Genomic DNA, 19888 nt, shown 5'->3' on the forward strand with positions numbered 1-19888 from the left:
CATGCGCACTACTACCGGAACCTGCAGCACAGAAATAGATCAAGAACTACAGCCCAAGGAGGCTAACAACTCAAACCCACAAAAATCCCAGGCCAGAGGCAGAGACGCGATCACGTTCAGGAGAACCCTCGACGAAACTATGTGAATAAGGCATTTGCCGAACTTCAGTTCCTAGAGCGAGGCAGCTCCGCGACGCAGCCAAGTCTTGCGGTACCCAACCCGCGTATATCAGAATGATCAAACGTCGCCACAGGATCCCGTCTCTGCCTGTGCCCTGGGAAACATAAAAACAACAAAATCCTTAAAACGAGGGAAGGTACACTATTCCCTTATTGACTACTGACAGACATATCAGTTTCTAATAATATAAACTTCTGCCTCACTTAAAGTGTTATCCTCGGTTTCTAAGACTATAAGCTTTCTCAGTGTTGCACCGACTATGCAACCGTAGCGCACTAGCCATGCCCGCCTCTGCAGACCTCGTCGCCACCCGGATCTGCTCCCGGCAAATTACTACCCTATAACAACATTCGTGCCAACACATAACAACTTGATATCATTCAATTGCTCCAGGTCTTCAAGATGGCAAAAAACCCCACAACTGCAACAAAATATTACAGCACGACCCATAGACTACCTCTGGGCATGGCTTCACAGTCATCTGCAACATTTTGTTACACCTGGGCCGCTACCCTGCCTCTCGACACCCGGCAGACGAAAAACGCCCCCAGAGCATGTTCGCTTGGGGGCACTTTGAGCTACCGCGACGATAGCGCTCAATATCCTGTAAAAATGTCTAGTTAACCAACTCAGGTCATTCGCTGGCTTTTTGAAAGATGAGCCGGGCAGTCGGGTTTTTCCCCTCCGGCAACTCCTCGCTCAGGAGTATCCGCCCGGGATACGCCGCGAACAGCGTTGCCAACTCCCCGGGCTGCAGCAGATAGAGCGGGTCGTGGGGAACGATGGCGCCGGGGCCGGCCATGATCGTGTCAACCAGCAGCAGTCCCCCCGGCGACAGGGCTGCCACGCACTTCCCAAAGAGGTCCCGCAGCAGAAAATTGATGTTCAGGATCAGGTCGTAACAGCCGGGGATAACAACCCCTTCCAGGTCGGCACTGATCCAGTCAACCCTCACCCCTTCGGCCGCTGCCCGCCGCCCGGCCTTTGCCAGGGCCTCTTCCGCAATATCCACGCCGGTCACGCTAAAACCCTGACTGGCCAGAAAGATGCTGTTCCGCCCCTCCCCGCAGGCCAGATCCAGTGCCCTTCGGCCCGGGCAGTGGCCGGTAATCAGCGGCAGACTCTCCACCAGGAACTTCGACGGCCGGTCCCCCATCAGGTACTCTTCTGTGCGATACCGCTCGTTCCAGCGCTGACGGTCATCCTCCATGCCCTTTTTCTCCGCCTCTCAAGCTTTATCTGTTCACGGCAACAGGCCGTGCTTGCTCAGGAGTGCACGCAGGGCATGCTGAACCACCGGCTTGGTAAGATAGTCATCGCACGACCCCAGTAGCCCCTCAAGCATGTCGTCAGGCGAACTGCTCGCCGTAATCATGAAGACAATCGTTTTTCTCCCCCCGGCCTCTGCCTCAAGGGTACGGATGGTCCTGAGCACCTCGTGTCCACTCAACCTGGGCATGGTAATATCCAGACAGACCAGGTTGAACGGGTCCTCCTGATTCAACGCCTCCGTGAAGAACTGTACGGCACGTTCGCCGTCGTCCGCACACTTGACCCGCGCGAGGCCTTCAAATGCTACGGCCAGAAGTTCGCGTGAGATTTCACAATCATCAGCTATCAGGACCTTCATACGGTCGCCCCTTTTTCTGCTGCGTATTTGCCAAGCTTTTGCTGCTCCACGAAGGCACTCTCGATATCCTGTGCCTTGATCGATAGCTCCGTGAGACCAAGAAAGCGCAGCCCCGATTCGATGGTATTCTCGATTATCGACATGGGACCTTTCCGTTCTTCCCTGATCGTCTCGCTGTAACTGCCAAGGGTAATGGTAACGCCGTCGTAGAGCATCTTCCTGACGTTGATCTTGGGGTTGGTTGCCTCGTGCTGTCGCGACCTGACCTCATGAGTCCGGGCAGTAACAGCCGCACGGGCGGTCTGGAACTCCTTGAGATCGGAGGCTGTCTTCTGGGTGGCGTTGAAGCGGGCAATAACCTCCTTCAACTCATTGAACAGGCGGGTGATCTCCTCCTGATCGCCGTAGTGGACACCGGCGATGATATGGGTACGGAGGGACGAGACCGCGCCCAGTGAGCCCGCATCCACGCCTGCCAGAGCAACGCACTCACCTCCCGCCATGCCTCGCTTGCCGACGCGAACGGCACCAAGGGTCCTGATCTGGCAATTGCGGATCTCGGTATCCGCGAGCAGGTCACCGGTGGCGTCGATCGTAGCATCATAAACGAAATTGGCGGCTATCGACCCGCCGCAGCGGATCACCCCTTTGCCCTGCCCGCTCATCCCGCAGAAGGAAACATTCCCACCCGATTCTATCAGACAGGCCTCAATATTGCCGTGAACCTTGACCCCCTTGGTCGCTTTCACGGTAAAGCCGTCCAGGACATCGCCGCGAATTTCGACGAAGCCATTGAACTCGATGTTGCCGACCTTGAAATCCACATCCCCCTTCACCAGATAGGTCTCCTCAACGGAGATATCCGCACCCTGGCAGTAGACGCGACCCGCCGCGATGGCGTAAACCGTGCCGTCTTCCTCATTGAATCTCACATTCGACCCGAGGTGAAGATCCAAGGGTTTCCCCGGTTGGGGCGGAATGGTGCGCGCGCGGATGGTACGACCGGCAGTCCCTTCCCCCGGCGGAAGGACGCGGGCGATCAGATCGTCCGCATTGACATTGATGAATTCCTGCACCTGGCGCATATCGACAATGGACGTATCTTCACTGCCGCGTGCCTCGTCAGCAGAGTCTTCAGCGACCTCCAGCACAATCTTTCCATCCTCGCCGGGAGACATCGGCTCTCCCTTTGCCAGGAGCAGCCCGGCGACACCGTTTTTGGAAGCTGCCGAATCAAGGAGTGCGGCGCCCCCCTCCTCGATCACCCCCTCACGGATTCTCGCCTGGGCAAGGAAATCTTCCAGTTCCTCGGCAGTGAGAGGCTTCCCATCCTCGTTCGGCTCGTAAGTACAAAGACATGCCAGTTCGTCAGCCGAGACTTCCAGCACGAGCGTATAGCCCAGGCGCTTGAACTCCAGGCGCTCGATCTTTTCCTCTTCCTTGATAAAAGAGTCATCAGCCATTGACCGGCCTCATCCGCCTTAGCCCGACTTTAAAACATCGTATCAACAGTATCGGCTTAATATGTATTTTCTCAATGAGCTGTGTAGAAAAAACTTGAAGGGTTCAGAGTAGCCCGAAAATTTCGTCATGGCGGTCAATTCGGGCGCCTGAGGGAAAGTCGGCCTTGTAGGCGACAAAAGGTACTCCGGCCGCAGTTGCGGCCTGGTGGTCGACGGCGGAATCGCCGACGAAAAGCGCCTCGGCAGGTGCGATTCCGTAATACTCCAGCACCGTTAAGAGGGGTTCCGGGTGGGGTTTGGGGTTGGCTACCCTACTGGCGGTCATGACACAGCTAAAATAAGAGGTAAGGCCAAAGGTATCGAGAACGGCTTCCATGGAAGTGGAGCGATTGGTGCAGACCGCAAGTTGGTAGCTCTCCTGCAGCAGGTCCAGGGTCTCGACAAACCGTTCTTCCATGACCATCAGCGGTACCAGGTCAAGATAATCCATGGTGCCGGCAAAGCGGACCGCCTCCTGAAACTCGTCAGGGGCGGGGAAAAGGTGGGCCAGCACCTCCCGGTTGGCGTAGGAGTGAAGGATGCGCGTGATTTCTCGATCATGCCGTTCCAACTTTCGCCCCATGTGTCCCATGATCCGCTCGTAGAGGGTGAAATTCGCCTCAAAGGAATCGAACATCACCCCGTCGCAGTCGTAGATTATCGCCTTGTACGTGCCGTTGTTGCACATTGTTTCAGTCGCTCCCGCGTTCATTGCCGGTCGTTTCCGGCCCCCGGTCCCCGCCCCCTGGTCCCGGCCTTTTCCAGATACTCCTCCCACTCGACCGGGAGCAGGTATTTCTTTCTGTTGTTGCACTCCTTGCAGGCCGGGACCACATTTCCCCGCGTGCTCTTGCCACCGCGGATGATCGGCACGATATGGTCCATGGTCAACTCCTCCGGTGGGAAGGAATCACCGCACCAGTGACAGACACCTCTGGCTACGCGGTTCTTCCACCACTGGCTCCTGCGGAGTTCGCGGGCCTTGTCCTTCTCCCGCCGGACCTCCTGTTCGGGGATGTCACTGATGAAATAGTCCATGGGAACCTGTGAGATGTACGATACGAGATGAACTTCCCGGAAAGTCAGCAGGTTCGTCCGGCGCCGAGCGTTACTATCGCCTTCCTGGCCAGTTCGTCGCACCGTTCGTTCTCCGGATGGCCGGCATGTCCCCTTACCCACTCCCAGCGGATCGTGTGCACCTTGGCCAGCTCGGCCAACCGCTCCCACAGATCCCGATTGAGCACCGGCTCCTTCCTGCTGTTCACCCACCCTTTTCTGACCCAGCCGGAGAGCCACTCGGTCATCCCCTTGACCAGATACTGGGAATCGGTGGTAAGCACTACCTGACAGGGACGGGTCAGGGTTGCCAGGGCGGTAATGGCGGCGGTCAGTTCCATCCGGTTGTTGGTAGTCTGCGCCTCGGCGCCGGAGAGCTCTTTTTCGCGCCCCTGGTAGCGAAGGATGCACCCCCAGCCGCCGGGGCCGGGATTGCCGCTGCAGGCGCCGTCGCAGAAAATCTCTATCACGTTTCTCCTATTTTCCAACGGCATAGTAACTGGCTCCAGATGCAAGGCTTGCGATACCTGAGGAATGAGGCATACCGAGGTACGCCGCAGTGACGAAGGTTGAGCGTAACGCAGCATATGGACCAGTTACGAAGCCGTCAACACTCACCGGCATACGCCCCCTCCTCCTTCAACAGCTCGGCAATGGCCGCCATGACCCGGTCTACGATGAGCTGATGGGTCTCCTTGACGTCGGGCTGCTGGTAAAGGTCGGTGAAGTCCAGCGGCGCACCGAAGACCACCAGGCCGTCCTGGCGAAGGCCGGGAAACTTCCAGTGGTTGAGGCCGACGAGAGCCGTCGGGATCACTGTCGGCCGGGTATCGTAGATGATCTTGCCAACCCCACGGTTCCCCTTGCCCAAGCGACCGTCACGGTGACGGGTCCCTTCCGGAAAGAGCATCACCCGCTGGTCAACAAGCAGTTCGTTAATGACCTTTCCGGCACGGAGATCGCGCCCGCGCCGCACCGGAAACGCCCCCCACGAACTGTACAGCCATCGCTGAAAGGGTTTTCGGAAGAGCTCTTCCTTGGCCGGCGCCCAAAGCAGACTCATTGGGAAAAGTCGGACAACGGCCCAGGGAAGAAAGATCGTCTCATAGGCGGAGATATGGTTGGCAGCCAGGAGAACGCCGCCATGACGGGGAATATGCTCCCCCCCTTTACTCCGAAAATTGTTCAGGATCGACGCGTATATGCCGATCACGTGGGCCGAAAAAGTGACCCACAGGCGACGTGGCAAAGATCTGTTCACAGTGGGGTATCTCGCTTCAGGTAAATTCAGGCTGCAGATCGTTCGTCAAACAGGTCATACGGTTCCGGCAGGGTAAAATAGAAGGTCGCCCCGCTCCTGGCTGCACTTTCGGCCCAGACCCGACCACCGTGACGCTCCACGATTCTGTAGACGGTGGCCAGCCCGACCCCGGTGCCAGGAAATTCCCTGGCGTTGGGGAGCCGGACAAAAGGCTTGAACAGCTCGCCTACCCGGGCCATGTCGAAGCCGGTGCCGTTATCCCGGACAAAGTATGCCTCACCGACAGGGGTTTGGGCAACACCGAAACCGATCCTGGCCTCACGACATTTACCGGTGTACTTCCAGGCATTGCCCAACAGATTCTCCAGCATAACCCTCAGCAGACGCGGGTCACCTACGGCCGTGATGCCCGGGGCAATCTTCAGTTCAATGTTACGCTCCGGCGCCATCAGGCGCAGATCGGCGAAAATCTCCTCGACCAGTTGAGACAGATCGACGGTCGCAACAACCATCTCACTCCGGGAAACATGCGTAAGTATCTGCAGCGCCTCGATCAGTTCTTCCATGCGCCGGCTGCCTTCACAGATGGTCTGGATGAAGTAGGCGGCCGTCTCGTCCCCTTCAATGCGACATTCGTCGCGAAGTGCCTGGGCAGCAGTATAGATTATGGTCAGGGGTTTGCGCAGATCATGGGTAACGGAGTAACTGAACGATTCCAGCTCACGGTTGGCCGCCTCCAGGTCCGCCGCCTTCCGGGCCAGGTCCTCGTTCAGGTCGCGGATGGCGGTTTCCGCCATCTTTCGCTCGGTGATGTCAACCACCACGCAGACGATGCCGGCAATTGCCCCATCGCCATCGACATAGGTAGCCTTCTTGAAGATCGCGTCCCGCAGCTCCCCGTTGCCGCAGAAGAGAACGCTTTCATAGGTCTGCACACCGGGATTCTGTATGATCTGCCGGTTCTTGCCGGTTCCGTCTCTCAAGGGAGACGCAGTGATCTCTATATGGCTGGCTGCTCCCCCCGGCGACGTTTTGACCAGTTTATGGACTTTCCCGTCCGCAAATGCCTGCATGACAGGACATTCAGTGCAGGGAGTTTCGCGCCGGTCATAGACCCGGTAACAGAACTCACCGGCGAAGTCGCCACCCGCCAGTTCCTTATGGACCCGGTTCTGGTAGAGGACTTTCATCTGCAGGTCCTGAATGCTGATGCCGTCACCGATGGCAGCGATGATGGCGCTGCTCTTGGCCTTTTCTTCCGCGGCCAGGGTGAGCGCCGCAGCCAGCTCGGCTTCCAGACGATCACGCTGCCCGATGATCAGACAGACACAGGCCGTGAAGACGGCCAGTAAAAAGGAAAAGAGCACCCTCAGCCAGATTTCGTGGCCGGGTGGCGAGATGAGCTGCTCGACCAGGCTCGCCTCATGAAATATCAGTGCATCAACAATGGCGTCCAAGCACCAGAAAAAAATAACGCAGGCGACACCGAAGGCAATGATATGGCGCTGTTGGAATTTAGGCATGTGAGCACTCGTGCGTAGTTGACCGGAAAGCCGTACAATCTTACTTAAGAAGCAATAAAGTTGCAACGGTTTTGCACGGCAACCTGGTCAGGAAACGCCTCATGGTGCCCCGTGCCCCATATCGACCCCCGCTATCACAGCCCTGCACGTTGGACAATGGCCATTCGTCAGCCTATTGCTCACGACCGCGAACCCGTAACGTTCGATGATGAGCTCACTGCAGGCCGGGCAACGGGTATTCTCCCCCTCACCACCCGGCGTGTTGCCTTCGTAGACATAGCGCAGACCGGCCTGGCGGCCGATCTCCCGCGCCCGGTGCAAAGTGCTGACCGGCGTGGGTGGACGATCCAGGAGCCGGTAGGTGGGAAAGAAGCGGCTGACATGCCATGGCGTATCAATGCCGAGTTCCCTGACGATGAAGGATGTCAGCTCCTGAAGTTGGGCCGCATCGTCATTGAGGCCGGGAATAAGCAGTGTAGTGATCTCCACCCAGATCCCCAGCCGCCGGTATGACCGGATGGTGGCAAGCACCTCGGCCAGGCGGGCCCCCACCACCTCGCGGTAGAACTGCTCGGAAAACCCTTTCAGGTCGATATTGGCTCCGTCCAGATAAGGGGCGATGGCAGCCAGGGCCTCATCGGTAATATAGCCGTTGGTGACGAAAATGTTCTTCAGCCCCTGCTCATGAGCCAGGGCTGCGATATCACAGGCATATTCGAAAAAGATGGTCGGTTCGGTATAAGTGTAGGAAATGGAACTGCAGCCGGCGGCCATTGCCCGTTCCACCACCCGCTCCGGCGGAAGTTCGGGGAGTTCATGACGAAGCAGCTCGCCGGCACATTGGGAAATCGAGTAGTTCTGGCAGTGGAGACAGCGGAAGTTGCATCCCGGCGTGGCAATGGAATAGGACCTACTCCCGGGCTGAAAGTGAAAAAGCGGCTTTTTCTCAACCGGATCGACATGCTCTGCAACCACATGCCCATAGCTATGGGTATACAGGGTACCGTCACGGTTTTCCCGTACCGCGCAGATCCCCCGGCCACTGGGGACGATTCGGCAGCGATGCCGGCAAAGCCGGCAGAGCACAACCCGGTCCGGACATTTTTCGTAGAAACGAGCCTCACGCATACGTACCTCCCGGTTGCATATCACCATCATCAACCATCAGTTCGCAGCCTGAGCAGCACCCCACCTACCAGTTCATCCAGATACCGGCGGACAGGTATTGCTCAGTCACGGAGAAGAACTCTCCCACGGTGGATCTGCCGTAGTACGGTGAATAGACGTTATCTATACTTTTCAAGTGTAGTCGCTGGTTGAGATAATTCCAGCAAGATTATGTACCGACCGGGATCAAAACATGAAGCGGCGCATCCGGATGCTCAGCAGGATGCCTATCCCGATCATGGAGGTGACCATGGAGGTGCCGCCATAGGAAAAAAATGGCAGTGGTACCCCCACTACCGGGAAGAGACCGATGACCATGCCGATATTGATGACGATGTGCCAGCAGAGCATGGCTGTGACCCCGACGGCCAGAAGGCTCCCGAAACGGTCATTGCAGCGGTCGGCAATGGCCAGTCCCCAGAGGATCAGCAGAAAATAGAGGACGAGAAGCACCAGACAGCCGATGAATCCCCACTCCTCGGAAAAGACCGAGAAGGCGAAATCGGTATGCTGTTCGGGAAGAAAACGGAGCTGCGATTGGGTACCGTGCAGAAAGCCCTTACCCGCAAGGCCACCGGAACCGACGGCAATCTTGCTCTGGATCAGGTGATAGCCGCTTCTCAGGGGATCCCGCTCCGGGTTGAGGAAATTGAGAATCCGGTTTTTCTGGTATTCCCTCAGATAGAACTGCCACCCCAGATAGCCAACCGGGACCGTGGCCAACAGGAGATAGGCAACGGTTGACCAGCGGACCCCTACCGCCAGCATGATGGTACCCGCCACCAGCAGCACAATGATGGCAGTCCCCAGGTCAGGCTGTTTCATGATGAGCAGGGCGGGAAGGCCGAGTATCAGAAGAGGTACGGCCAGTTCCGACAGACTCAGACCGTCCGGATATGGCCGGCGCGCGAAATACCGGGCAAAGGTCACGATAATGACAATCTTCATCGGTTCAGACGGCTGGAGGGTGAAGAGTCCCAGGTTGAGCCAGCGTGTGGCGCCCATGGAGGTCCTGCCGACCGCCAGGACAAGTACGAGCAGCACCAACACGCCGCCGTACAGCCAGTACGACAGATCTTCCAGCAGGTGGTAATCGATGCTGCAGGAAAGAACTGCCAGTATCATGCCGGCAGCGACCCAGTAAATCTGTTTCACGGCGTACGGCGTACCAACAACCTTGTACGAAGCCGAAGCGCTGTAGATGTTCATCGCGCCAACTGCCGCAATGAGCAGAATCATGATGAGGAGCTTCCAGTCAAAGTTGGTCACCAGCCTGCGATCGATCACGGTTACTCCCCCTGGCTCTTTTCAGCGGGCTGACCGCCATCGGCATCGTCAACTTCGATACCAGCGCCCCGAACCGGCTTCTTGATGCCGCCCTTGGACTCGAAGTAGTGACGCAGGATGCTCCCTGCCACCGGTGCCGCAGCTCCGCCGCCGTGCTCGCCATGCTCGATCACCACGGCCACGGCCACTTCCGGCTTGTCATAGGGGGCAAATGCGACAAAAAGGGCGTGGTCCCGGTACTGATAGGGGATATCACCCTTGCCGTCCCGCATCTTGACCACTTGGGAGGTACCGGTCTTGCCGGCAACCTTCACCTCATAGAGCCGTGCCCCTGCACCGGTCCCCCGTGGCTCGTTGACCACGGCCAGGAGCCCTTCCTTGACCAGACGAAACTGCTCGGCAGTGAACCGCGTCCTGCGCAGCACTTCGGGGGCAAATTCCTTGATGGTCTTGCCGTCCCGATCAACAACCTTCTTCACCAGGTGGGGGCGGTAAACGGTTCCCTCATTGGCCACGGTGGCGATCATGGATGCCAATTGAATGGGAGTGGTCAGCACATACCCCTGTCCGATGGATACCGGCAGGGTCTCCCCCTTGTACCATTTCTTGCCGAATCGCTTTTGCTTCCAGGCTGCCGTGGGTATAAGGCCGCTCTTCTCGTTTTCCAGACCGACTCCCAGCGTTTCACCCAGACCGAATTGCCGGGCATAGGCCGCGATTTTGTCCACACCGAGCCGCTCCCCGAGCTGATAGAAGTAGACGTCGCATGACTCCTTCAGCGCCCGCTTGAGATCCACCTTGCCATGCCCCTTTTTTTCCCAGCAACGGAAGGTATTTTTCCCCAGGGTGTACTCACCCGAACAGTTCACCGTGGTATGCTCGTCGATTAAACCTTCGGCCAGGCCGGCCAGAGCGGTTACGATCTTGAAGGTTGATCCGGGGGGGTACTGGCCCTTCAGCGCCTTATTCTCCAGCGGATGCCGCTTGTCCTCCAGATATCCTTTCCAGGTATCCACCGGCATCCGGCCGGTAAACAGGGCCGGGTCAAAGGTGGGATTGCTGGCAAAGGCGAGAATCTCGCCATTGTTAACGTCCATCACCACGGCCGCTGCCGCCCTGTCACCAAGGGCCTTTTCGGTCGTTTTCTGCAACCCCTCGTCAATGGTCAGCATGATACTGTGACCAACCGTCGGCGCCGTCTCGCTGATGGTGCGCAGGAAGCGGCCACGGGCGTCGACCTCGATCTGCCGGCCACCATCGTCGCCGTGCAGATAGGACTCCCAGCTCCGCTCAATGCCGCCCTTGCCGACATAGTCACCGGGATTGTACTCGCCGAATTCCGTACTTCCCAGCTCGGCCTCGGTGATTTCGCCCAGATAGCCGAACAGGTGGGCCGCCAGGGTGCCGTTCGGGTATTGGCGGATCGGCTTCATCTCGATATCGACCCCGGGGAGCCAGAGGCTGTTCTCCTCGAAAAATTCCAGTTGGTCCCGGGTGAGGCCAGCAGCGACGATGATCGGGAAATACTTGGCTCGCCCCTTTCCCTTTTCCCACTTTTCCTGCAGTTCGCGCCGGTCGAGCCCCAGAATCGTGGCCAGCTTCTCCAGCAGGGCATCCTTGGCCCGCACGTCCTGGGGAATAAGAGCCAGGCTGAACGATGGGGAATTGTCCACCAGCACCTTGCCGTTGCGATCCAGCAGTACCCCCCGTGATGAAGCCACCGGCACGAAACGGAGCCGGTTGTTCTCCGACATGGTTTTGAGCTTCTCCGACTGGATGACCTGCAGGTACCAGAGGCGGCTTAAGAGGAACAGGAACAGAAACGCCACGCCGATGGAGATGAAGAAAATCCGCTGGCGAGGGGCGGCTACCCGTATGTAGCTCTGCTCCGGCATCACTCCACCTCCTGCAGACGAAACGACGTGGCCGCGGTTACGAGCGAAGCAACAAGGGCGCTCACCAACGCCTGGGGAACAAGGGCGGCCAGCAGCGTCGGGAAAATACCATCCGCCGCAGAGAAGAGCAGCAGAAGCAACAGGCTGAGCACCCCATACACCAGGGTCGAGAGGAATGCAACCACTACCATAAGCGTGCTGCTGTCCGTGTAGAGCTGATCGCGCAGGAGCCGGAGCACAAGGTAGATGACCAGAAACGAGAAGCCGCTCAATCCCAGGTAGATACCGCTGAAGGTATCATGCAGGAGCCCCTGGCAGAACGCTAGCAGCGTGCCGATCATGCCGACCTCCTCCTTGACGCCGAGGTAGACCACCAGCAACAGCAGGAGGTTGGGCACGAACGGTTCGCGCAGGAAGTACGGCAGGACGGTCACCTGAAGGATAAGGAGCAGGAACATCAGCAGGGTTATGAAAAGTGTCCTGAGCATGGCTTTCGGTCAGTCCCTCACGGGCAGCTCGGCAGCGAACAGCGGCAGGGCCAGCAGTTCGGCAAACTCCCGGATGCGGATGGCCGCCCCATCCAGTTCCGTTGGTTCCCCATAGCCATAGTTGCAGCCGATGGTCAGCACCCCGGCCGCCACCCCGGCTGCCACGTCGTTGATGCTGTCTCCCACCATGATCGTTTCATCCGCACTGTAGCCACAGACGCGCATGACATGCCTGAGCGGTTCCGGAGAGGGCTTGCGGGCCGGCAGGGAATCGGCACCGTAGATCCCCTTGAAAATGCCGTCGAGGTGAAGCTGCTCCAGCACCTTGCGGCAGAGGAGTTGGTTCTTGTTGGAGACGACGACGCTGGTGAAGCCGCGGGATGAAAGGAGTTCGAGAGTCTCCCGGACCCCGGGATACGGAACGGTCCGGTCGGCGACATGCTCCTCATTGTACGCAAGGAAGAGCGAGAGCCCCTGCTCGACCTCGGCCTGCCCGGCTTTGGGAAGAGCCCGCTCCACCAGGTTCCTGGCCCCCTGCCCTACCATGCCGCGCACAGCGTTGCGATCGATGGGGTCGAGACCGAAGGCGGACCGCATGTTGTTCACCGCCTGGGTAAGGTCGTCCAGGGAGTCGATCAGGGTCCCGTCCAGGTCGAATATGATGAGCTTGATGGTTGACATCATTAACCAAAAACTCAGGGGCAATTCATGAATTGCCCCTGCCCTTAATCCCGTTTTGTTTTGCTATTCCCCAGCGTTGTCCGTTAGGTTCTTGCCTACGTCCCTTCGGGACAGAATGCCGGTAGCCGGGGAATTTATTCCCCGGTCATCTTGGCAAAATGCCATTCCCGTCACGTACGTGACGCGAAGATATATCGGCAACAATCCGGGGGATGAATCCCCCGGCTACAGGCGAGCGCCCCTAACGGGGCTTTACAGCTGTGCTGTTCGGCAATTCCTAACCGGACACTGCTGACTATTCCCACTCGATGGTGGCCGGTGGCTTGGAGCTGATATCGTACACCACCCGGTTCACCCCCTTCACCTCGTTGATGATCCGGCTGCTGATGCGGGCCATATCCTCATAGGGTAGCGGATACCAGCCGGCGGTCATGAAATCCCTGGTCTCCACCGCCCGCAGGGCAACGACATATTCGTATGTCCGGCCATCGCCCATGACACCAACACTCTTCACCGGCAGGAACACGGCAAAGGCCTGGCTGATCTTATCGTAGTGGCCGGCGGCGTACAGCTCCTCGATGTAGATGGCGTCCGCCTGGCGCAGGATATCGGCAAACTCCCTGGTGACCGCGCCGAGGATCCGCACCCCCAGACCGGGACCGGGAAAGGGATGACGCCAGACCATCTGGTGCGGCAGTCCCAGCTCTTCGCCGATGGCCCTCACCTCGTCCTTGAACAGCTCCCTGAGCGGCTCCAGGAGCTGCAGCTTCATATGTTCCGGAAGTCCGCCGACATTATGGTGGCTCTTGATGTTGTGTGCCTTGCCGGTCTTGGCCCCGGCCGACTCGATCACGTCGGGATAGATGGTCCCCTGGGCCAGCCACTTGGCATCGGTCAGTTTCAGCGACTCTTCCTCGAAGATCTCGACGAACAGGGTGCCGATGATCTTCCGCTTCCGCTCCGGGTCGCTGACCCCGGCCAGGGCGGAGAGAAAACGCTCCTCGGCATCGACCCGGATCACCTTGACCCCCAGGTTTTCGGCAAAGGTGGCCATCACCTGGTCACCCTCACCGAGCCGCAAAAGGCCGTTGTCCACGAAGACGCAGGTGAGCTGGTCACCGATGGCCCGATGGATCAGGGCTGCTGCAACTGAAGAATCGACACCGCCGGAAAGGCCGAGGATCACCCGCTCGCTCCCGACCTGCCTGCGGATGCGCGCCACGGCATCCTCTATGATGTGGCCCGGCGTCCATTGGCCGGTGCAGCCGCAGATCTTGCGGACAAAGGTGTCGATAAGCAGCTCGCCACGCGGTGTGTGGTTGACCTCCGGGTGGAACTGCACCCCGTAGAGGCGGCGGCCGGCATCCTGAATGGCACAGACCGGGGCGTTGGCCGTCTCGGCCACCACCTCGAACCCGGCCGGCACCCTGGAGACATGGTCGCCATGGCTCATCCAGACCGGGCTCTTTCCTTCGATAAAGAACCCATCAAACAGCGGGCCCGGCTTGCCGGCGGCATGCAGGTCGGCGTGGCCGAACTCCCTTTTGCCGGCCGGCACCACTTCGCCGCCGAAGTGACGGCTCATCAGCTGCATGCCGTAGCAGATTCCCAGGATCGGCACCCCCAGGTCGAAGAGCTCTTCGGTCACCGCCGGGGCCTGTGGCTCGTAGACCGATTTGGGTCCGCCGGAAAGGATGATGCCGGTCGGGGCAAAGGCGCGGATCGCTGCCAGATCGAGGTCGAACGGATGCAGTTCGCAGTAGACATGCGCCTCGCGCACCCGCCGGGCAATGAGCTGGGTATACTGGGAGCCGAAGTCGAGAATCAGGATCTTTTCACTGTGGATGTCGCTGGACATGCATTTCCTTTTTAAACGTAGGGCAGATGTAGGGGCAAACCTTGTGTTTGCCCCAGCCGGGCGATCACAAGGATCGCCCCTACAGACACCTGTTAATTTCCGCCCACGCGGTAGTTGGGCGCTTCCTTGGTAATGGTCACGTCATGGACGTGGGACTCCTTCAGCCCGGCACCGGTGATCTTGATGAAACGCCCTTGCTGCTGCAGCTCCGTGATGGTCGGACAGCCGGTGTACCCCATGCCGGCCTTGAGCCCGCCGATCAACTGGTGGATATTGGTGGAAAGGGCACCGCGCAGCGGCACCATCCCCTCGATCCCCTCGGGAACCAGCTTCATCTCGCTCTCCACGTCGGCCTGGAAGTAGCGGTCCTTGCTCCCCTCCTTCATGGCGCCGATGGAGCCCATGCCGCGGTAGCTCTTGTAGGTCCGTCCCTGGTACAGGACCGTGTCACCGGGCGATTCCTCGGTGCCGGCAAACAGCGAGCCGATCATGACCACGTCGGCACCGGCGGCAATCGCCTTGGTCAGGTCGCCGGAGAACTTGATCCCGCCGTCGCCGATGATGGGAATGCCGTATTTTTTCGCGATCCGCGAACAGTTGCTGATGGCGGTCACCTGTGGTACGCCGATCCCTGCCACAACGCGGGTGGTGCAGATGGAGCCCGGCCCGATGCCGACCTTGATGGCGTCGGCCCCGGCCTTGATAAGCGCTTCGGCCGCCTCGGCCGTGGCCACGTTGCCGGCCACCAGTTCGATCCCCGGAAAGGACGACTTGGCCAGCCGGACGGCGTCGATGACCCCCTGGGAATGGCCATGGGCCGTGTCGATAACGATCACGTCCACCCCGGCCCTGTGCAGGGCATCGATCCGCGCCTCCATGTCCGGCGTCGGACCCACGGCGGCCCCTACCCGCAGACGCCCCAGGGAGTCCTTGCAGGCATTCGGGTACTTCCTGACCTTCTCGATATCCTTGATGGTGATCAAACCCTTCAGGTTCCGCTCATTGTCCACCACCAGGAGTTTCTCCACCCGGGTATGCTTCAGGTGCTCCTTGGCCTCCTCCAGGGTGGTCCCCACCGACACGGTCACCAGATTGCGCTTGGTCATCCGCTCGGAGATCGGGATGTCCAGGTCGGTCTCGAAGCGGAGATCCCGGTTGGTCAGAATCCCCACCAGCTTGCCGTTGGCCTTGGTGATCGGCACGCCTGAAATACGGTACTTGGCCATCATATCGAGGGCCTCGCGGATCTTCTGGTTGGGCCGCATGGTGATCGGATCGACGATCATCCCGGACTCGCTCTTCTTGACCTTGTCCACCTCCAGTGCCTGGTCGACAATGGAGAGGTTCTTGTGAATGAAGCCGAGCCCCCCCTCCCGGGCCATGGAAATGGCGGCACGGGCCTCGGTGACCGTATCCATGGCCGCGCTGACCAGCGGAATGTTCAGTATGATGTTCTTGGTGAGACAGGTGGTCAGATCGACGTCGCGGGGTATGATCTGGGAGTGGGCGGGAAGTAACAGCACATCATCGAAGGTAAGACCTTCCGAAATCAGCTCGTCCAGCATGCGGGCTCCTTTTCCTTGCCTTTAGGGAGAGATAGTTTGTGGGAGAGGCTTCGGCGCACCGGTCAACAGCCTGCCGAGCGCCGGATGGTTAACCGGGAAAATTAGTACAGGGAGTGGTGCAAGTCAAGTGAAAAGGGGATATAAATATCAGGAATTTTCCCACATTAGGAGACTCTCCGTATACTGCGGGACAGAACAAAGGTTCACAATTCCATAATCACTCCCATGGTCGAATTCGTTACTTTTGCTTCAAGAAACATGAATGATTGACGAAATAGCTTGCAGAGGTGCACACCATGCCAGACCCATCGCAACAGACAGTGTTTCCGTTTCCCATCCTCGTTGTGGACGACAATCTCCTCTTGAGGACCATGCTCGAATCGAACCTGAAATCTGCCGGTTACCAGGTGGTTACCGCTGAAAACGGCAGACAGGCCCTGGAGATCTTCCGCTCCGGCTACTACCCGATCGTCATGACTGACTGGGTCATGCCCGAAATGGATGGCCTGGAGCTCTGCCGGGCCATCCGCAGCGACGACTCTGGCCGCTACACGTACCTTGTCCTCCTCACCTCCCAGAACTCCAAGAACGACATCATAACCGGCCTTGAGGCCGGTGCCGACGAATACCTGATCAAGCCGGCCCACCAGGCGGAACTGGTTACCCGGCTGAAAACCGCCAGACGTATCCTGGATCTGGAAGGGTCGCTGAAACAGGCCCTGGATGAGGTCAAGAGCCTTTCCCTGGTCGACCCGTTGACCGGGATCTTCAACCGGCGGTATATGGATGAACGGCTGCCAATCGAGATCATGCGGGCCTACCGTTACGAGCGCTCCCTGTCACTGATCCTGGTCAGCATCAACCAGTTCCGGGAAATCACCGGCACCCACGGCTATTTCGTGGGCGACTTGGTGCTCAAGGCTTGCGCCGACTGCATTGCCGAGTCGATACGCCAGGAGATCGACTGGCTGGCACGCTATGGGGAAAAGGAATTCATGGTGATGCTGCCCGAGACCGACGCCGCCGGGGCCGTAATCCTTGCCAAACGGCTGCGGATCAGGATTGCCTCGACCCTTACCCGGCACAAAGGCGCCGAGATAAAGGTCAGCGCCAGCTTCGGCGTTGCCGGGTTCACCGCCAGCAAGGAGAAGACGGGGATGACAGCGCCGCTTCTGCTGGAGCAGGCGCACACCTGCCTCCACCAGGCGCTGACCGAGGGTGGAGAGGCGATCAAGGGTGTCCAGCTCGGCTGAGGGACCGTTGACAACCAGCTGCTATAATAGCCCGCTCCAGCTTTGCCGGGGCGGGCTATTTTCGTCCCTTGCCGGACCTTGGCTCATTGCCCGGCTTCCGAAAATTCTTGTTGTAGGGCTGGGGCGTCTTCGGCTTCGGTGGCCTCGCCTCCACGACCGTCAACGTCCGGTCGATCAGCAGGGCATCGTCGCAACAATCGATTGCTTCCAAAGCCTCGGCCAAGGTTGCCATCTCCACGAATCCGCATCCCTTGGATTTCCCGCTCTGGGGATCGGTCAGGAGCTTGATCGACCGGACCGTGCCGGCCACGGAAAAAAGTTTCAGGATGTCCTCTTCAGTGGCCTGAAACGAGATATTCGTCACATACAGCTGCTTTCCCATCGCTAGTCTCACCTTCCTGTAAAAAAATTGCGGATATCCCGACCCATCTGTCTGAATGCCTCGCCGGTCTTCTTGCCGGTCTCCTTGAACCACTCCCCTGCGGAGTGCCCCTCCTTCTTGGCCACCTGGCCGGTCTCTTTCCCCATCTTCTTGAATCCCTGACCGACCTCCTTGCCCCCTTCCTTGAAGGCCTGGCCCGTTTCCTTGCCGATCTTTTTGAACCCCTGCCCCACCTCCCGGCCGGCTTCCTTGAAACCGCTGTCCGCCCGGCCGGAAGCGGCCAGGAGCAGGGAACATGCAACCACTATGATGATTCTGCGCATGACTGGTACCCTCTGGCTAGAGTCTATCGCGGAAGCAGGAGCAGGTCAAAACTTCTACCGCAGCCACTCCACCAGCAGCATGACGTTCAGCACCGTGACAATCGCCGCCACCCCCCAGAGCAGCAAGGAACCGAAAGGGGTGTTGACGTGACTCCCCATGACCTTGCGGGACGAGGTGAGGGAGACCTGGAGGAAGATGGTCCAGGGGAGTTGGAGGCTCAGGAGGATCTGGGAGAAGATGAGCCCCTTGAACGGGTTGTCGACGAAAAAGACCGCGCCGGCGCCAAGAACGAGGCTCAGTAGTATCCCGGCACGGGTATGGACGTCTTTGCTGTTGAACGGCTCGCCGAAGATGCCGGCAAAAATGCTGCCGCCAGCCATGCCGGCGGTAATGGACGAGGCAACCCCGGCCAGGAGGAGCGCACAGGCGAACACAACGGCAGCGCTATTCCCCAGGAGCGGGCGGAGCATGCTCTCCGCCTGGGCGAGTTCGGTAACCTGCAACCGGTTGACGTGGAAGGTGGCGGCCGCCATCAGGATCATGGCGCTGTTGATGGCCCAGCCGACCCCCATGGAGAAGAGGGTGTCCAGAAACTCGAACTTGAGCTGATGGACGATCACAGCCTCATCTTCCCGGTTCCACTGCCGGCTCTGAATCACCTCGGAATGGAGGAACAGGTTGTGGGGCATGACCACGGCCCCGAGCACGCTCATGATGATCGGCATGGCACCGGCGGGGAACGCCGGCGTCACCCACCCTCCGGCTGCGGCCCCCCAGTCGAGCCGCACCAGCCACAGCTCGAAGATGAACGACAACCCGATCAGGGAAACGAAACCGATGATGTACCGTTCCAGTTTCCGGTAGACCGTGCCGAACAGCAGCCAGACTACCAGGCCGAGCACCAGCAGGACCCCGACACCGATCGGCAGGCCGAACAGCATCTGCAGGGCAATGGCCCCGCCCAGCAGTTCGGCCATCGCCGTGGCTGCCGCCGCCATACAGGCCGACGCGAGGGCCGTGCGGGAGAGCCAGGGGGGCAGATGCCGGGTTGCCGCCTCGGCCAGGCAGGAGCCGGTGACAATCCCCAGGTGGGCGGCATTGTGCTGGAGGAGGATGAGCATCAGGGTGGAGAGGGAGACCATCCAGAGGAGGCGGTAGCCGTAGAGGGAGCCCGCTGCCACGTTCGCGGCCCAGTTGCCCGGGTCGATGAACCCCACCGTCACCAGGAGCCCGGGCCCGACATACTTCAGGACGTCCGAGACAACCGCCCAATGCCGTTCCGTCAGCCCGAACAGTGCTCCCCGCTTACCCATCACGACTCCCGAGTCCGTTCAGATGCCAGGTCAACCAGCCAGACATACGGCACCATCCCGTAGTTCCAGGCCAGGCAGAGGCGCCGGTAGCCGGAGAAGAGCAGCGCCTCGCCATGGCACGCCAGGACTATCGGAGCCGGCAGGGTCAGGGTTCCGGCCCGCTGGAGAGCGTCTTCCATCCGGGCGTAGTTCAGGCGGTAGCCACGCTTTGCCTTGGCCAGATACCTGGCGTAGTCGTCGTAGCGGTGGTGGGAAAGCATTACCGGCATATCCAGAATCCGGTCCGAGCGGGGATACGGCTCCAGCCGGCCCATCTCGAAGGCGGCAGTAAGGCACGGCCAGTCGATCCCGTGGCGCCGGTAATACTCCTGCTTGGCCGGGTGGTTGTGGAACTCCCACGCCTCCCCGTCAATATCGGGCTTGTGCCAGGTTATGGTCAGGCTGGACGTGGACTGCATTCTCTCTCCGTGGCGCTGATTCATGAGGCGGGGGGCTTGCTTCCGCTCCAGAGCCAGCGATTTGG

The 19888-nt window shown here is 59.3% G+C and carries 20 protein-coding genes; 1 reads left to right on the top strand and 19 read right to left on the bottom strand.

Features of this window, described 5'->3' with window-relative positions:
• Nucleotides 1-814: 814 nt before the first annotated feature.
• The 15 genes from JN12_RS14295 to guaB form a co-directional block, all read right to left on the bottom strand.
• Nucleotides 815-1390: a class I SAM-dependent methyltransferase gene (locus JN12_RS14295; RefSeq protein ID WP_145023899.1), complete on the bottom strand. Its 576-nt coding sequence runs from the start codon at nucleotides 1388-1390 to the stop codon at nucleotides 815-817.
• 33 nt (nucleotides 1391-1423) lie between these two features.
• Nucleotides 1424-1810: a response regulator gene (locus JN12_RS14300; protein ID WP_145023901.1), complete on the bottom strand. Its 387-nt coding sequence runs from the start codon at nucleotides 1808-1810 to the stop codon at nucleotides 1424-1426.
• Nucleotides 1807-3273, bottom strand: a complete 1467-nt coding sequence (locus JN12_RS14305) for a DUF342 domain-containing protein (protein ID WP_145023903.1) — start codon at nucleotides 3271-3273, stop codon at nucleotides 1807-1809. Before JN12_RS14305 ends, JN12_RS14300 begins: the two co-directional genes overlap by 4 nt.
• Before the next feature lie 103 nt (nucleotides 3274-3376).
• Nucleotides 3377-4000 (bottom strand): HAD family hydrolase, encoded by a 624-nt coding sequence (locus JN12_RS14310; protein ID WP_145023905.1) that lies wholly within the window; start codon nucleotides 3998-4000, stop codon nucleotides 3377-3379.
• A 20-nt stretch (nucleotides 4001-4020) separates the two neighbouring features.
• On the bottom strand, nucleotides 4021-4350 hold the full coding sequence (locus JN12_RS14315; RefSeq protein ID WP_145023907.1) for an HNH endonuclease: 330 nt from the start codon (nucleotides 4348-4350) through the stop codon (nucleotides 4021-4023).
• Between the two features lie 44 nt (nucleotides 4351-4394).
• The gene (rnhA, locus tag JN12_RS14320) at nucleotides 4395-4862 is read right to left on the bottom strand and encodes a ribonuclease HI (protein ID WP_145023909.1); all 468 of its coding nucleotides are present in this window, start codon (nucleotides 4860-4862) and stop codon (nucleotides 4395-4397) included.
• 113 nt (nucleotides 4863-4975) lie between these two features.
• On the bottom strand, nucleotides 4976-5629 hold the full coding sequence (locus tag JN12_RS14325; protein ID WP_145023911.1) for a lysophospholipid acyltransferase family protein: 654 nt from the start codon (nucleotides 5627-5629) through the stop codon (nucleotides 4976-4978).
• 26 nt (nucleotides 5630-5655) lie between these two features.
• Nucleotides 5656-7152 carry a PAS domain-containing sensor histidine kinase gene (locus tag JN12_RS14330; RefSeq protein WP_145023913.1) on the bottom strand — a complete coding sequence of 499 codons (1497 nt, stop codon included), beginning with the start codon at nucleotides 7150-7152 and terminating at the stop codon, nucleotides 5656-5658.
• Between the two features lie 99 nt (nucleotides 7153-7251).
• Entirely contained in the window at nucleotides 7252-8280 is a 1029-nt protein-coding gene (gene amrS / locus JN12_RS14335) for an AmmeMemoRadiSam system radical SAM enzyme (protein WP_145023915.1), read from the bottom strand.
• A gap of 225 nt (nucleotides 8281-8505) precedes the next feature.
• Nucleotides 8506-9606 carry a rod shape-determining protein RodA gene (gene rodA / locus JN12_RS14340; protein ID WP_145023917.1) on the bottom strand — a complete coding sequence of 367 codons (1101 nt, stop codon included), beginning with the start codon at nucleotides 9604-9606 and terminating at the stop codon, nucleotides 8506-8508.
• Between the two features lie 2 nt (nucleotides 9607-9608).
• On the bottom strand, nucleotides 9609-11501 hold the full coding sequence (mrdA, locus tag JN12_RS14345; RefSeq protein ID WP_145023919.1) for a penicillin-binding protein 2: 1893 nt from the start codon (nucleotides 11499-11501) through the stop codon (nucleotides 9609-9611).
• Entirely contained in the window at nucleotides 11501-11989 is a 489-nt protein-coding gene (mreD, locus tag JN12_RS14350; RefSeq protein ID WP_145023921.1) for a rod shape-determining protein MreD, read from the bottom strand. Before mreD ends, mrdA begins: the two co-directional genes overlap by 1 nt.
• Nucleotides 11990-11998: 9 nt before the next feature.
• Nucleotides 11999-12673, bottom strand: coding sequence for an HAD family hydrolase (locus JN12_RS14355; protein WP_246125871.1), 675 nt, complete (start codon nucleotides 12671-12673; stop codon nucleotides 11999-12001).
• A 292-nt stretch (nucleotides 12674-12965) separates the two neighbouring features.
• The gene (gene guaA, locus JN12_RS14360; protein ID WP_145023923.1) at nucleotides 12966-14528 is read right to left on the bottom strand and encodes a glutamine-hydrolyzing GMP synthase; all 1563 of its coding nucleotides are present in this window, start codon (nucleotides 14526-14528) and stop codon (nucleotides 12966-12968) included.
• 92 nt (nucleotides 14529-14620) lie between these two features.
• Nucleotides 14621-16093, bottom strand: coding sequence for an IMP dehydrogenase (gene guaB / locus JN12_RS14365; RefSeq protein WP_145023925.1), 1473 nt, complete (start codon nucleotides 16091-16093; stop codon nucleotides 14621-14623).
• 296 nt (nucleotides 16094-16389) lie between these two features.
• Between guaB and JN12_RS14370 the strand changes: the two genes are divergently transcribed.
• Nucleotides 16390-17346 carry a diguanylate cyclase gene (locus JN12_RS14370; RefSeq protein ID WP_145023927.1) on the top strand — a complete coding sequence of 319 codons (957 nt, stop codon included), beginning with the start codon at nucleotides 16390-16392 and terminating at the stop codon, nucleotides 17344-17346.
• 55 nt (nucleotides 17347-17401) lie between these two features.
• Here JN12_RS14370 and JN12_RS14375 read toward each other — a convergent pair whose 3' ends face one another.
• The 4 genes from JN12_RS14375 to JN12_RS14390 are packed head-to-tail and all read right to left on the bottom strand — an operon-like array spanning nucleotide 17402 to nucleotide 19823.
• Nucleotides 17402-17728, bottom strand: a complete 327-nt coding sequence (locus tag JN12_RS14375) for an RNA recognition motif domain-containing protein (protein WP_145023929.1) — start codon at nucleotides 17726-17728, stop codon at nucleotides 17402-17404.
• Nucleotides 17729-17736: 8 nt separating this feature from the next.
• Nucleotides 17737-18051, bottom strand: coding sequence for a hypothetical protein (locus tag JN12_RS14380; RefSeq protein ID WP_145023944.1), 315 nt, complete (start codon nucleotides 18049-18051; stop codon nucleotides 17737-17739).
• A 54-nt stretch (nucleotides 18052-18105) separates the two neighbouring features.
• Nucleotides 18106-19365, bottom strand: coding sequence for an Nramp family divalent metal transporter (locus JN12_RS14385; protein ID WP_145023946.1), 1260 nt, complete (start codon nucleotides 19363-19365; stop codon nucleotides 18106-18108).
• Nucleotides 19365-19823, bottom strand: a complete 459-nt coding sequence (locus tag JN12_RS14390) for a hypothetical protein (RefSeq protein WP_145023948.1) — start codon at nucleotides 19821-19823, stop codon at nucleotides 19365-19367. The genes JN12_RS14385 and JN12_RS14390 overlap by 1 nt, the downstream gene beginning before the upstream one ends.
• Nucleotides 19824-19888: the final 65 nt, after the last annotated feature.

Source organism: Geobacter argillaceus, from assembly GCF_007830735.1.
Taxonomy (GTDB): Bacteria; Desulfobacterota; Desulfuromonadia; order Geobacterales; family DSM-12255; genus Geomobilibacter; species Geomobilibacter argillaceus.